The sequence below is a fragment of the Methanothermobacter sp. K4 genome (assembly GCF_022014235.1).
In the GTDB taxonomy this organism is placed as follows: domain Archaea; phylum Methanobacteriota; class Methanobacteria; order Methanobacteriales; family Methanothermobacteraceae; genus Methanothermobacter.
In genome coordinates this window covers 367,670-380,453 of sequence record NZ_JAKLTD010000002.1, presented here as the reverse complement: position 1 = coordinate 380,453, position 12,784 = coordinate 367,670, and the positions used below count along the sequence as shown (strand labels likewise).

Genomic DNA, 12,784 nt, shown 5'->3' with positions numbered 1-12,784 from the left:
TTTCATATAAAAAGAGGTGACTGTTTAAAGGGGAATCAGAGAGGGTTTAACCCCTTTTTATTCTTGCTATATCACCTATGGTGGCTCCGCGGAACCCTCCACCTTCAATCTTTTCCTCTTCACCAGCCTCGAATTTCTCCAGGATCTTTATTTTAAGGAGCTTCTCGAGTTTCCTTGCAAGTTTGATGTCGGGTTCCATTCTCTCAGATTCAATCCTGTTTATGACGGAGACCTTCTCATTGATCCTCTCTGCGAGATCCTCCCTTGACCATCCCCTTGACTCTCTCTCAGCCCTTATGATCTCACCGTAATCCTCAACAACCTCATAGAGGGTTTCCATTGGCCTCCTTGACCTCTTAGGGGTTCTCCTGACACCCCCTTTATGGGTTTTGGGTTTGGGGGGTTCCCTGATGATTTTACCGAACTTTGAGCATTCCCTGCATACATCCATCACTGAACTGTCGATTTTGGTCTTCACAGGTTTTCCAACAATCTTTTTGCCGCAAATCTCGCATCTCATGAAGATCCCTTTTTATTTTATACTAGATTTATCCCACCCCAATATTTAAATATTACTAGAAACAAGATAGTATACAACAAAATTTAAATAGGAGTGTTCTAAAATCATGGAAAATAACTCCCAGAATGTATTAAAAAAGATTGAGGACCTCAAAAAAGAAATTAGAATGCTTAAAGAGGAGAATTCAAAGACAAAAAGGAATCTGATGTGGAAGATCAGAAAGCTTGAGAAGGATAAACTTTTAATTGAAAATGAAAAGACGAGGCTTGACAGGGAGGTCAAATCTCTCCGTGGTGAGATTGAAAGATTCAGAACCCCACCACTGGTCATAGCCACCATCACAGAGGTTCTTGATGATCACAGGGTCGCAGTTAAGAGCAGCACGGGCCCTCATTTCGTAATAAACTATTCAAGATTCATTGATAAGAAGCAGCTGGAGCCAGGTGCCAGGGTTGCACTCAACCAGCAGACATTCAGTATAGTCGATGTGCTTCCATCAGAGAAGGACCCCGTGGTAACGGGTATGGAAGTTGAAGAAAAACCTGACGTCTCCTATGAGCAGATAGGTGGCCTCGAGGAACAGGTACGTGAGGTCAAGGAGACGGTGGAATTACCACTTAAAAAACCTGAACTATTTGAGAAGATAGGTATAGAACCACCAAAGGGTGTACTGCTCTACGGACCCCCAGGTACAGGTAAAACACTCCTTGCAAAGGCCGTTGCACATGAAACCAACGCCACCTTCATAAAGATAGTTGCATCAGAGTTCGTCAGAAAGTACATAGGTGAAGGCGCAAGGCTGGTGAGGGGAGTCTTTGAGCTGGCCAAGGAGAAGGCCCCCAGCATAATATTCATAGATGAAATTGATGCTGTGGCAGCCAAGAGACTTAAGAGTTCAACAAGCGGTGACAGGGAGGTTCAGAGGACACTAATGCAGCTCCTTGCAGAGCTTGATGGCTTCGAATCCAGGGGTAACGTTGGTATAGTCGCTGCAACCAACAGGCCGGATATCCTGGATCCTGCACTCCTCAGACCCGGAAGATTTGACAGGTTCATTGAGGTTCCACTGCCAAATGAGGACGGCAGGAGGGAGATCCTCAAGATACACACATCTGGAATGGCCCTTGCAGAGGAGGTTGACATTGAACTCTTTGCAAGGATCACAGATGGTGCATCCGGGGCGGACCTCAAGGCGATATGTACAGAGGCAGGTATGTTCGCCATCAGGGAGGAACGTGATGAGGTCACAATGAATGACTTCATGGACGCCGTTGATAAGATAATGGGTGTTGAGAAGGAAGAGGAATACAAGCAGGAAACCGGCGTAATGTTCGGTTAAACATACTGCAGCCTGTGATGAACCCTATGAGCTCTGAATAGGTGATGAATGATGGGCGATCTGAGGCTGTAATCCTATTATTTTTTCTGAGATTAATTGATTATCAACCGGATTTCTTCCAGAGTAAGGCTTAGCTTTAGGATGTTCAGTTAGACTTCTTCCCAGAAGTCTGAAAGCACGGCTTTTCTATCGGTCATTACGAGTTTTGGTATCCTCCCCACCGTGCCTGCATGCTCACCCACAACAACCATAACCCCCCGGAAGTGCTCACGAAAGTCATCAGCCCTCTCAAGAGCGCTCTCGACAGAGGATCTATCATCGGGGCCATTCGCACTGTTGGCTATTGAAGTTGCAAGGGCATCTGCGGTGCTGGCCTCAGATGCGAATACTGTCACAGAGTCGGCCCTCCCAAAGCTTATGGAGTGACCAACTGTACCTGAGGACGTGCATATACCCCTGGAGGCACCTGGCTTCAGGAGGAACCCCACAGTCCCTGAAAGTGGTGATGAACCGGCATAAAGCCCCACAGTAACCTTACGGTTGTTCACAAGGGCGATGTCTCCACCATTGTCCACTATACTGCACCTTGAGCCGAGGCCCATTAGGTGCATGAGGGAGAGCTGGGCTATTGTTCCTGCCACAGCCGCCATGGGACCCACCTCTGCCTTCCTTGATGCACGGGACATCATCCTCACTATCAGGGGCCCCTCCCCCACATGGATGGGTTCAAGGGATGTTAAAAACTCATGGTTTCTCCTTATATGTTCTATGAGTTTCATTCTCTCCCCTAAGATGAAACCAGCAAGCCCATGATCCTTGATGTCGGTTCTGAGCCTTACATGGGTTTCTCCGATGTTTATATTCTCCGCTGTCATTTAATCAGTGCCCCTGTATGCTCAATCCTTGAAGTTCTCTTCTGAATCAACCATTAGATATAAAAACACATGCAAACAATTAATGTACATTGAAGTTAACTCCTTTTAATCATTATCTAAGTTCACTGTGATAACATGTTTGGCAGGGAGAGGTTATATCCGGGTGAAAGGATTCTATATGAAACAGGGCCACGGTTTATCCTCAGCTGCAGGTCGTCCATCATAAAGATCCTTTTCATTGCAATCGTCATATACATCTTCCCAGCAGCGGTGAAATTTGCAGGGGACCTTGACAACGTTCTGATAATGAGGTACGGGGTCACGGTTGCAGAGAAGGTCGTCTGGATTTTAACCGCGATTTTTATCATACTGGTACTCAGTGTGCTCTGGGATGTGATCTCATGGAGGAGCAGGCGCTACATAATCACCGACCACAGGGTTATAGTTGAGAGTGGAGTTTTAAGGAAGAGGAGGTTCTACATAAACCACAGCAAGATAGTGGACATATCCTTCTCACAGGGTATAATCGAGAGGCTCCTGGACTCTGCAGATATAGAGATCCACGGTGGCCACGAGGACACACATATAATCATGGAGGATGCCCCATCCCCGGCCAGGATCGAGTACCACATCAACAGGTTTACAGGGGAAAGGGCAGTGGATGAGGCGGAGGAGATACTCAGGGAACTCTCATCAGAAAGACAGAAGGGGCGGGGATTTGCAGACCCAGAATTCTGGGAGGATACAGATGAATCTGATGAAAGTACTCCTAAAGAATCCCCCAGTGAAGAGGGGGGTAGCGAAGAGTCAATAATGGAGAGGCATTCACGGAAATTCAAAAGGTTCAGAGAGGAGGGTGGGGATGACTGACTACGATGTCATCATTATGGGCGCCGGACCGGCAGGTTCAACGCTTGCAAGGCTCACAGCCAGCAGGGGATTCAGGGTGGGTGTCCTTGACAGGAAAAAAATAATAGGGGTCCCCCTGCAGTGCGCAGGACTCATATCCCACAGAATAACAGAGGCAAACGTGCTCCCAGACGATTTTATACTGAACAGTGTGAGGGGTGCGGTTCTGCATTCACCATCAGGCATAAAACTCAGGGTTTCCAAGAAGAGACCCGAGGCCCATGTAATTGACAGGACATCCTATGACAGGTACCTTGCAGAACTTGCAGGCGAAGCAGGGGCTGAGGTGAGAACCGGAACAGCTGTGAGGGACTTCAGTGAGGCCACAGGGGAGGTGGAGGTGAATGGAGGAACTCTTAAGGCCAGTGTGCTGGTGGATGCGAGGGGACAGGCCGCTGTCTGCAACAAGTACCCGGCAAGGCAGTTCCTGGTGAGGTTCAGGGACCAGGAAATGGACACAGACTTTGTTGACCTCAGGGTCGATTCACGCCTCTCACCAGGTTTCCTCTGGAGAATACCCCTTGATGAAAGAACAGCCCGTGTGGGTGCATTCGGACCCCGGAAAAATCTCAAGGACCTTATTAAGGGCTTCATTTCAGACCTCAGCACAGACTTCAGGTTAAAGGAAAGTTACCATGGCTTCATACCGCAAACCGACCCTGACGTGGAACTTGTGAACGGTAGATGCATCAGGATAGGTGATGCCGCAGGACAGGTTAAACCCACAACCGGAGGAGGCATAGTTCTTGCATCCAGGGCTGCCCACGTTGCAGCAGAAACCATAAAGATGGCCCTCGAGGATGATATTGGCCTAATTAAGAACTACCAGGAAGCCTGCAGGAAGCTCTATATGGGTGAGATGAAAAACCAGATGCGGGTTCAGAGGACCTTCAGAATGCTATCTGATGATGACCTTGACCATATATTCCTCAGGATGAAGGAGTACGGTGCAGAGGAGTTAATATCCAGGTACGGGGACATGGACAGACAGACACCACTCATAATGGAATTCCTTAAGAGGGGCCTCCTCTTCAGGATAATACCATCCATCCTCTCAAAGAAGGTGGCCAGCATATGGAAATAATGGTTATACTATCACAGGAACACCCTGAGCTCCCCTCTGCCGAAATCAAATCTGTTCTAAGGTCAGAGGGTATAGAATTCAGTTTAATTGAGGATGGAAGGGGATATGTGATTCTGGATGCCCCCCCATCAACTTGGAAGATCCTTAAGGGGAGGCTCGCATACGCCCATGAAATCTGCAGGGTCACAGGATACTCCACCACCGCTGAGGTTGAAGGGACAGCCAAGAAAATAGACTGGAAGAACCATATTAGTGGCAGTTTTGCTGTGAGGATAAAGAAGCTCAGGGGGGAGGTTGACGCAAGGGAACTTGAGAGAGGTCTCGGGGCAATCATAAAAAATAAGACAGGCGTAAAGGTTGACCTTGAGAACCCCTGGACCCTTGTAAGGCCTGTACTCATTGAAGACAGGTTTATCCTCACACTGCGCATTGCAGAGATAAGTAAGGATCACTTCAACGAGGCCAAACCCCACAGAAGACCATTCTTCTATCCGGGTTCAATGAGCCCAAAACTTGCAAGGTGCATGGTGAACCTTGCAGGTGTGAGGTCCGGCGACAGACTCCTCGACCCCTTCTGCGGTACAGGGGGTATACTCATAGAGGCCGGCCTCATTGGTGTGAGGGTCATCGGTGCGGATATAGACTGGAAGATGGTGGAAGGCACACGGAAAAACCTTCAGCACTATGGTATAACAGATTTTGAGGTTATAAGGTCAGATGCCAGGGATCTGAGGCTTGATGAAAGGGTGAATGCAATAGTAACCGATCCGCCCTATGGAATATCAGCGTCAACTGCAGGCGAGAAGAGTGAAAAACTCTACAGGGAGTTCCTGGACTCAGCATACTCAAATCTTACAGAGGACGGCGTGATATGCATGGCAGCACCCCACTACCTTGACCTTGAGGGACTCATTGATGATAGATTCAGAGTAAGAGAAAAATACTCCATGAGGATGCACAGGAGTCTCACAAGGGTTATAAGGGTAATTGAAACTGTGTAGCAGCATCAGGGGGTCCCTGTTCACCAGGCAGTGATCAGCTACTGTGCGGCACCTCTGCTGCTGTACATAACTGAACACTTAACCATATATAAGTGTCGGAACTAAAATCTAAATAACTATTTTCTGAACACCTGAAAGAGGGATTAATTTGCAGGTTAGAGTACTTGACACCACACTGAGGGATGGAGAACAGACACCAGGGGTTTCCCTTACCCCAGAGGAGAAACTCAGAATAGCACTCAAAATCGATGATCTGGGTGCTGATATCATCGAGGCTGGCTCAGCAATCACATCAGAGGGTGAAAGGGAAGGCATCAGGAAAATCACAGCCGAGGGTCTGAATGCTGAGATCTGCAGCTTTGCAAGGGCTGTCAGGGATGACATAGACGCCGCACTCTCATGCAACGTTGACAGTGTGCACCTGGTTGTACCAACCTCTGACCTGCACCTTGAACACAAGCTCAGAAAAACAAGGGAGGAGGTCCTTGAACAGGCGGTGGACTGCACAGAGTACGCGGTTGACCACGGACTCCTGGTCGAACTCTCAGCAGAGGACTCAACACGTAGTGACATTGGATTCCTCAAGAGGGTATTCAGTGAGGGTATAGCTGCAGGGGCAGAAAGGATATGTGCCTGTGACACCGTGGGAATGCTCACACCTGAACGCTCCTATGAATTCTACGGTGAACTCTCAGAACTCGGGGCTCCAGTGAGCGTCCACTGCCACAACGACTTTGGACTGGCAGTTGCAAACTCACTCGCCGGTTTGAGGGCAGGAGCATCTGAGGTCCACGCAACCATCAATGGCATAGGTGAACGTGCGGGTAACGCAGCCCTTGAGGAGGTGGTGGTTGCACTCAAATCGCTCTATAATGTTGATACAAACATCAACATCGAGATGCTCTATGAGACCTCCAGGATGGTCGCCAGGATGACCGGGGTATACCTGCAGCCAAACAAGGCAATAGTGGGTGAAAACGCATTCGCCCATGAATCAGGGATACATGCAGATGGTGTCCTCAAGAAGGCGGAAACATATGAACCCATAACACCTGAGATGGTTGGCCACAGGAGAAGGTTCGTCATGGGCAAACACATAGGGACCCATGCCCTCAGACAGAGGCTTGATGAGCTTGGAATGAAGGTCGATGAGGATAAACTGATGGAGATATTCAGGAGGGTCAAGGCACTGGGGGATATGGGTAAATGTGTCACCGACGTTGACCTCCAGGCCATAGCAGAGGATGTTCTTGGGGTCATGGAGGACAAGGTTGTGGACCTTGAGGAGGTCACCATAGTCTCAGGTAACAGGGTGACACCCACAGCATCAGTAAAGCTCAGGGTGGATGGTAATGAGGTCCTTGAGGCCGGTATAGGGGTTGGTCCAGTGGATGCCGCCATAGTTGCCATAAAGAAGAGCCTTGAGGACTTTGCGGATATAACCCTTGAGGAGTACCATGTTGACGCCATAACCGGGGGTACAGATGCCCTCATTGATGTTGTTATAAAGCTGAGGCACGGTGACAGGATAATAAGCGCCAGGAGCACCCAGCCTGATATCATAATGGCCAGTGTGGAGGCCTTCCTCAGCGGTGTTAACAGGCTCCTGGCGAATGAGGCAGCTCAGGATCAAAAGGGTGGTTAGGTGAATATAGATATCAGGGGATACCATGGAACCATTGAAAACCTGGATGAACTCCTGAATGAGATAAAAGGGTTTCCATGCACGGTACAGCTTATTGATGCCAGGGCCGTTGCAGGGAGTGGCCATGCACTCCATGGTACACTCCATGCCCTCAGGGCCTTTGAGAGGAATCAGAATATCTCAGGCGACCCTGGAATTGAGATATGCCTCCGCATTGCAGGTACCAGGCAGATAAGCCGGGCCCTTGAACTTTTAGGTGTCAGGGAGGGTGAAATGGGGATCTGCGCGATCCTTGTTGACTGCGGGGCAGATGTCCAGGAATTCCTTGATTCAAGGTTCCAGAGGGATGACACCGTCCTTGAACCTGATGAGGATTATCTCAGAAACCTCTATGACCTTGGAGAGGAGGTAGAAACGGTTGGAGTTGAGAACGCGCTCATGGAGAGGACTACGATGCTCCAGGTTTTATAGTGTTTTATGAGGGGAGGATACTTCACCTTCATATAACAGAGGAGATGATCTCCACCATCCTCTCAAGGTTCTCATGGGTGAGGCATCCCACATCCAGATTCTTAACCTCCACTGCAACCGCACTCTCAAGTATCCTGTCAGGGGATGGGCATGCTGTGAAGATGCTCCTACCATCTGCGGTTATAAGTTTCTTTAGAGTTTTAACATCTTCCCTGGGGCTACCTGAGGGGACTATAACATTTACACCTCTTTTTTCAGGATGGAATACCCCCTCAAGTTTCCCTTTCAGGTAACTGCATGCCCTGAGGGTCTCTGTGAGGTTCCTCTCGGCTGCATCCAGTTCAGCGGCAATGGCAGCCTTCACATAGGGGTCCGCCTTGAGGGCAGATAGGAACATATCCTGCTGAACAAACTCTGGAATGGAGGTTGAGATGAACCCGCCGCCCCCCGCGTTAACGGTTTTTGGGGAGCCAGTGGATGCGATTATGATGTGGCTGTATTTACCATTGCAGAGCCTCCCAAGGGGGTCAGAGACGCTCCCGGATGCGTCCTCAACCAGGATTGCATCGTGGGATCTGCAGATATCTGAGAGTTCGGCGATGGGCTGCTCCGCTGTATAACCAGCGAAGCTTGTGACAAAAAGTGCCCTGGCACCTGTATCTTCAAGGTGTGAGTCCAGGACATCAGGGTCGATGAGCCCCCCTTCCGTCTTAACCGTGAAAACCTCCCTGCCAAGGATCTCAGGTATCCTCTTAAAGCCCCGCCATCCGCCCTGATCAGGCACGAGGATAGGGCCATCAAGCCGGGATACTGTGAGGAGGATTGCTGCATTCCCGCTGCTCAGGATTTTGGCGTATCTGTGCCCTGTGATCTTTCTGATTTTCTTTTCAGGGTCCGGTACTTCCCCGTAGAGGGCGGCGTGGCAGACGGCCCTTTTTGTTTCAGGTGATGGTTCTCTGAACCTGAGCCCCAGGCGCGTGGTATACTCTCTCATATCTGCTACGGGTCCTTTCATACTATCACCTGAAGAATGAGTCCAGGGTTGTCTGCCTTGAAGAACTGATATCCCGCAAAAGGTTACTCCTTCTTCTGAATGCGTCAAGTCCAAGTTTCAGTTTTCTGTCCATGAATTCAAGGGCCTCTTTAAGGCTGTTGAACTCATGGGGCCTCACCCTCATGGCGTTTTTAACGTTCTCCCTGACATTGAAGACACCCAGGGGCACATAGCCAGGGTAGGCCTCCCTGAGTATGATAGCGCCGGCCTGTTTCTCTTCCCTGTCCAGGGCCTCCAGGACAGCCATTCGGGCGCTGTAGTAGCAGCCACCAACCCTTGAGTACCCACCCTTACCCTTCAGTGTTTCATGGTCTGAGAATATCATTGCACGCCCATCACGCTTTATAAAGGCCTCCATCCACTCATACTGCCACTCTGAGGGTGTGAGGAGTATCAGGTACCTGTTTTTGAGGCTTTCAAATTCATGGACCCTGTAGGTGTCCAGGATCTCATATTCAAGGACCCTCCTGTGGAAGTGGTCCGCAAGGGTGCTGTCGCAGGCTGTTATTGACCACCTTGTGGGGACCAGCCTCCTTTTCCTTGCATCACCAAGCGCACCCACCGAGAGGGCCTTCTGGATGGCAGAGAATGGGGTTCCCTTCCTGTGGAGTTCCACTATCGCCTCACCTGCCCTGAGGTCCGTGTCATAATGGGCCCTTTCAAGTTCACGGTCCCATTTAACATTCTCTATCTCGAAGTTCTCAAGGACTGCGCTGGGGCCGTGGGGTGTCTGCTCCTCACTGAAAAACAGGCCTCTTGGTTTTTTCCTGAACTGGGCCTCGCTTTCAATGGCCCCTGATGAGAGGGATATTTCCTGGAGTTTCTCCACGAGATGGTTATCAAGGTCCCTGACTCCCACGAGCTGCTTGCCCCTTATGAGGTTGAGGCGGTAGTCTATGATTTCCTCCTGTGTTTTACTCTCGGGTATCCATCTCTCAGGGGAGTCAAATATCTCAACCTCCCCCTGCATGGGGGCTATCATGGGTCCGGCGTAGACCCGGGGGTAGTTCCAGCTCCCTATGAATACCGATGGGGGTGTAGCCCCCTCGAGCTCCTCTCCCACGTCTATGGACCTCATTTTGAGGTCCCTGGTGAGTCTCTTGAGGAAGGCGTACTTTGACCTTATCATAACTAATGTTCTGTTAAAGCATTATATATGTGAACTGTATCTGTTTTTTGAATGAAATGATGTGACCATCTACACTGATCCGAAAAAAGGTCATGTTAAGTGGATTACTGCTAATGGTTCTGATTTTGGAATTAGCTGTTTATACTACCACATTAGTAATACTAACAATTTATATTTTAAGATATAAAGTAATAAATCTGGATTTATATAATATTAAAATAAAGGATATTATGATAGGTTGATGGAGGTGAATTTATTGAAAAAATTTTTCTACCTGTTGCTTCTTGCCAGTATGATTGCAGTGTTTACAGGGACGTCATTTGCCGATAACTATGTGGGTGGAAAACCTCTGGAGACAATTCAGAATGACACAGTCACAGGCGATCTCCTGGTGGATTCCTACTATGGTTTCAATGCAACAGATGAGAAGAATGTCACATACACATTCAACTACACGGTTCCCCAGGGGGCCAGCATCAAAAATGCAACACTTTATGTGCTTGTATATATGGGTAGCATGCAGGCAGCAAGGCAAACATACATCAATGTAACCTACAATGGACAGTTACTGGATAGTCAGTCACTTTATGACACATACAATTACACCATCAACGGCGGAAACAACAACACATGGCTTCTGGGTGAAGGACATGACAGCGACCCCTACCTCATGTTAAATGACCATACAATGCGTGTTACAAGCGATTACCTTCTCTGGTATGATGTAAAGTCACACACTGGCACAACCAACTGGGCTAATGTATGCACCACTGGTTCCTTTGATGGCCGTATAAAGCTCATAACCCTCATTGTGGCCTATGACATGCCAGGGAGTTCAACATTGACGCGTTACTGGGTGAATGTGGGACATGATGTGAGCAGCTACAATGATGATTCCTATACGGGCGAAACCCGGTTCAACGGCTCTTTTAACGGAAATGTTCAGAGCGCCACACTCATGGTGGTTCATGCGGCAAGTCAGGACGGTTTATACACGTACAACAACCAGAACCTTCAGAATGGCACATACGACAGGAGAGGGTCTTACAGTGGATATGAATTATGGGATATAAAGGATCTTTACAGCAGGGTGGGACCAAACAGCTTCACATACCGCAGGTCAACAGGGAATTATTACAAGATCATAATGGCAGTTCAGAAGGTGAAAACAGCACCCGATCTTAAGGTTGCAGGTGTGATTTATAACCCATCTAACACAGCAGGGCACCAGGAACTCTTTGCCAATGAACCAAACACAATCAGGGTTACAGTACTCAATAATGGAACCGTTGCAGTGGGTCAGTTCAAGGTAAAATTGACCATAGGGAACTACACCCGCACAAAAACGGTGGATGGTTTAACTGCGGGTTCCAGTACAAATGTAACATTTGATGACTTCACACCACCCGTAGCCGGGGTTGTAACTGTTAACATCAACGTTGATTGTGACAGTGAGGTGGATGAGGTCAATGAAACCAACAACATTTATGAGGCAACAAGGACAGTCTACTACAACGGTTATAAGGGTAAGAGATACACCGGAGGAGATGATATAAATACATGTCTCATGGTTGACGGCAGATTGGGATTGAGATATTCAACAGGCAATTCAACATACCGTGGAAGCGGCTCAGGGGCATGGCAGAACCCATATATCGTTACATGGACCCCTGAAAACCTTGCAATACCAGTGGGGGCCACTGTCAGGGCGGCAATTTTATACCAGGCATACACATGGAATACAGTTGGGGGAGTGCCTGATTTTACTGCAACATTCAATGGGGCAAACATAATTCCAGCGGCACATTACAATGACACCAAGGGTTATGGATCATATAACTACCCCAGCGGGCTGTTTGTATACAATGTAACCGATCATCTCAGGATAAATGAGAACAATACACTCGTACTTACAGGTGGAATCAGCACCACGACTGCTCTCTATGGCTCTTATCTCCTTGTAATTTATGAACATGCAACAGAAAACTTCAAGAGGATATGGATAAATGATGGAACAGACCTGCTTTACAGCATGCCGACATATGGCGTGAATAACACCGAAGCAACAGCGTATGCAAACTTCAACAATATAAACAGCGGTGCAATGAAGAACGCCACAGCTATTATCATAACCGCATCTGCAAACGAAGACAATAAGAGTAAGCTATACTTCAATAGCATGGAATACACTGGATTCTGGGCAGATTATCTTGCGGGACCCCAGCTTGGATTCAGTGTATACAACGTCACCGGGGCGATTCAGGATGGTGCAAACACAGCAAGGATACAGAGCTATAACAATGGAAGTAACGGTGACAACCTCGTGGCAATTGGGGCAATCCTTGTTCTTGAATACCAGCCACCTGTAGCCAGTTTCACGGCCAACGCAACAGAGGGAGTAATTCCACTTCATGTTCAGTTTCAGGACACCTCAACATGGGCAACGGAATGGCTGTGGGACTTTGGTGATGGAACGAACAGTACAGAGCAGAACCCGCTTCACACATACACGGTCCCTGGAAAATACACGGTGAAACTCACAGTGAAAGGCCCAGGAGGAGAGGATACAACCACAAGACCTCAGTACATAACCGCACTCAGACCTGCTGATATCACCGCAACTAACCTTACTGTTACACCGACAAGTGGTGTTTCGCCTCTGAATGTAACTGTGAGGGTTAATCTTACGAATACTGGTGAAGTGGCCGGTAACTACACAGCTGAGCTTAAAGTGAATGGTGCAGTGGTTGATGTTCA

General features: G+C 48.5%; 11 protein-coding genes. 7 read left to right on the top strand and 4 right to left on the bottom strand.

All coding sequences use genetic code 11. The features are described from left to right. Positions 1–46 precede the first annotated feature (46 nt). The gene (locus L5462_RS05660) at positions 47–520 is read right to left on the bottom strand and encodes a multiprotein bridging factor aMBF1 (RefSeq protein WP_237779829.1); all 474 of its coding nucleotides are present in this window, start codon (positions 518–520) and stop codon (positions 47–49) included. A 106-nt stretch (positions 521–626) separates the two neighbouring features. Here L5462_RS05660 and L5462_RS05655 point away from each other — a divergent pair, with 106 nt between their 5' ends. Continuing rightward, positions 627–1,859 (top strand): proteasome-activating nucleotidase, encoded by a 1,233-nt coding sequence (locus L5462_RS05655; RefSeq protein ID WP_237779828.1) that lies wholly within the window; start codon positions 627–629, stop codon positions 1,857–1,859. Between the two features lie 149 nt (positions 1,860–2,008). Here the strand turns inward: L5462_RS05655 and L5462_RS05650 are convergent, their stop codons facing one another. Next, positions 2,009–2,734, bottom strand: coding sequence for a UPF0280 family protein (locus L5462_RS05650; RefSeq protein WP_237779827.1), 726 nt, complete (start codon positions 2,732–2,734; stop codon positions 2,009–2,011). Positions 2,735–2,869: 135 nt separating this feature from the next. Here L5462_RS05650 and L5462_RS05645 point away from each other — a divergent pair, with 135 nt between their 5' ends. The 5 genes from L5462_RS05645 (at position 2,870) to cgi121 (ending at position 7,844) form a co-directional block, all read left to right on the top strand. Then, positions 2,870–3,604, top strand: a complete 735-nt coding sequence (locus tag L5462_RS05645; protein ID WP_237779826.1) for a PH domain-containing protein — start codon at positions 2,870–2,872, stop codon at positions 3,602–3,604. After that, positions 3,597–4,727, top strand: coding sequence for a geranylgeranyl reductase family protein (locus tag L5462_RS05640; RefSeq protein ID WP_237779825.1), 1,131 nt, complete (start codon positions 3,597–3,599; stop codon positions 4,725–4,727). Before L5462_RS05645 ends, L5462_RS05640 begins: the two co-directional genes overlap by 8 nt. Next, a complete protein-coding gene (locus L5462_RS05635) occupies positions 4,718–5,728 on the top strand; it encodes a TIGR01177 family methyltransferase (RefSeq protein WP_237779824.1) in 1,011 nt (336 codons plus the stop codon). The genes L5462_RS05640 and L5462_RS05635 overlap by 10 nt, the downstream gene beginning before the upstream one ends. A 148-nt stretch (positions 5,729–5,876) precedes the next feature. Then, positions 5,877–7,373, top strand: coding sequence for a 2-isopropylmalate synthase (locus L5462_RS05630; protein WP_237779823.1), 1,497 nt, complete (start codon positions 5,877–5,879; stop codon positions 7,371–7,373). Further along, on the top strand, positions 7,374–7,844 hold the full coding sequence (gene cgi121, locus L5462_RS05625) for a KEOPS complex subunit Cgi121 (protein ID WP_237779822.1): 471 nt from the start codon (positions 7,374–7,376) through the stop codon (positions 7,842–7,844). Positions 7,845–7,872: 28 nt separating this feature from the next. Here cgi121 and L5462_RS05620 read toward each other — a convergent pair whose 3' ends face one another. Both L5462_RS05620 and L5462_RS05615 read right to left on the bottom strand, forming a co-directional pair. Then, positions 7,873–8,859: a DegT/DnrJ/EryC1/StrS family aminotransferase gene (locus L5462_RS05620; RefSeq protein ID WP_237779821.1), complete on the bottom strand. Its 987-nt coding sequence runs from the start codon at positions 8,857–8,859 to the stop codon at positions 7,873–7,875. 4 nt (positions 8,860–8,863) lie between these two features. Beyond that, positions 8,864–10,027 (bottom strand): Nre family DNA repair protein, encoded by a 1,164-nt coding sequence (locus L5462_RS05615; RefSeq protein WP_237779820.1) that lies wholly within the window; start codon positions 10,025–10,027, stop codon positions 8,864–8,866. Positions 10,028–10,283: 256 nt separating this feature from the next. Between L5462_RS05615 and L5462_RS05610 the strand changes: the two genes are divergently transcribed. Then, positions 10,284–12,784: DUF3344 domain-containing protein (locus L5462_RS05610; RefSeq protein ID WP_237779819.1), on the top strand; the 2,501-nt coding region annotated here is incomplete at its 3' end.

What these genes read in the sequence shown, in the direction of transcription:
- L5462_RS05620 (WP_237779821.1), bottom strand. Translation starts at nt 8,859, where the DNA reads ATGAAAGGACCCGTAGCAGATATGAGAGAGTATACCACGCGCCTGGGG.
- L5462_RS05645 (WP_237779826.1), top strand. Translation starts at nt 2,870, where the DNA reads ATGTTTGGCAGGGAGAGGTTATATCCGGGTGAAAGGATTCTATATGAA.
- L5462_RS05660 (WP_237779829.1), bottom strand. Translation starts at nt 520, where the DNA reads ATGAGATGCGAGATTTGCGGCAAAAAGATTGTTGGAAAACCTGTGAAG.
- L5462_RS05635 (WP_237779824.1), top strand. Translation starts at nt 4,718, where the DNA reads ATGGAAATAATGGTTATACTATCACAGGAACACCCTGAGCTCCCCTCT.
- L5462_RS05655 (WP_237779828.1), top strand. Translation starts at nt 627, where the DNA reads ATGGAAAATAACTCCCAGAATGTATTAAAAAAGATTGAGGACCTCAAA.
- L5462_RS05650 (WP_237779827.1), bottom strand. Translation starts at nt 2,734, where the DNA reads ATGACAGCGGAGAATATAAACATCGGAGAAACCCATGTAAGGCTCAGA.
- L5462_RS05615 (WP_237779820.1), bottom strand. Translation starts at nt 10,027, where the DNA reads ATGATAAGGTCAAAGTACGCCTTCCTCAAGAGACTCACCAGGGACCTC.
- L5462_RS05640 (WP_237779825.1), top strand. Translation starts at nt 3,597, where the DNA reads ATGACTGACTACGATGTCATCATTATGGGCGCCGGACCGGCAGGTTCA.